Here is a 1275-nt window from a genome sequence, read left to right on the forward strand (position 1 = left end):
TGATAGTGTCAATAATCTTTCGCAAATTCATTTTCAGCCACCGGTGTCATAGTTAGCTGGCTGCAGACTGATCGTCAACCTTGCGCTGGCGTTCCAGATCAAACAGGTGATTCATGTTGAGATACCGCTTGGATCCCCATTCCGACGCTGCTACATGGCGCAGCCGGGCACAGACCGGCATCAAAGCACTTTGACCATCAGGGAATGCTCCAATCGCTTTTGTTCGGCGCTTGATCTCCCTGTTGACGCGTTCTGTGGTATTGTTGGTCCGGATCCGGTTCCAGTGTTCCGTTGGATAGTCCATATATGTGAGGGTCTCTTCGATGCTTTCTTCCACTTTCCGGGCGGCAGCGGACAGCTTCATTTCGCGGAGTTGCTGTGCTACAGAAGCTGCTTTTTCTCTGGCAGCCTTTTTGCTTTCCTGGGCATGGATGGCTTTCAGCATCATTGCGACGGTTCGCATCTTTGTTCTTGGTGTAACGGTGAATACATTTCGGTAGAAATGTGCTGTACAGCGCTGATAGCGGGCTTCCGGAAAGACTTCAGGAATACGCTCAAGCATTCCAAGACACTTATCTCCAATGATGAGACGAACCCCTTTAAGCCCACGCTCTTTCAACCATACAAAGAAGTTTTTCCAGCTTTCGTGATCTTCTTTCATACCTTCAGCAGCTCCAAGGATTTCGCGATACCCTTCATTGTTCACACCGATGGCCACAAGGACAGCGACATTCTGGATTTCTCCGCCCCAGCTGCGTTTAAAGTAAACACCGTCAACGTAAACGTAAGGGTACTCCTCAGTAAGGGGACGAGAACGCCATTCCTCAATGTGTTCATATGCTTTCTTATTGAGGTTGCTGATGGTTCCGGGGGACACTTTGCTTCCCAGAGTGCTTCCGTGATGTCTTCAACACGACGAACGGAGACGCCGGCCAGGTACATCTCAATCAGGGCTTCTTCGACGGAACATTCGCGACGCTTGTAACGTTCGATGATAGCGGTTTCAAACTGAATGCCCTTGAGTTTGGGAACTCTGCGCATCACATCACCGGATGTGGTGGAGAAATTTCTCTCATAATGACCGGAGCGGTAGCCCTTCCGTTCACCGGAACGCTCGTATTTACCAGCGTTCACAAGCTCATCAGCTTCGTGATCCAGCAGAGCATTGAGGGTTTCCTCAACGCTGCTACGCACCAGATCTTTGAGATTGTTCTTTATCAGATCCTCATTGAGCTGTATAATGTTATCAGACATAGCTATTGCCTCCTCGGTGGG

At 49.6% G+C, this 1275-nt stretch carries 1 pseudogene; it reads right to left on the bottom strand.

The window, feature by feature from the left end:
• Positions 1-52 precede the first annotated feature (52 nt).
• Positions 53-1254: pseudogene (locus HMPREF1250_RS08585) on the bottom strand (IS256 family transposase).
• Positions 1255-1275 lie beyond the last annotated feature (21 nt).

Origin of the sequence: Megasphaera vaginalis (ex Srinivasan et al. 2021), from assembly GCF_000478965.1 — a bacterium.
In the GTDB taxonomy this organism is placed as follows: Bacteria; Bacillota; Negativicutes; order Veillonellales; family Megasphaeraceae; genus Megasphaera; species Megasphaera vaginalis.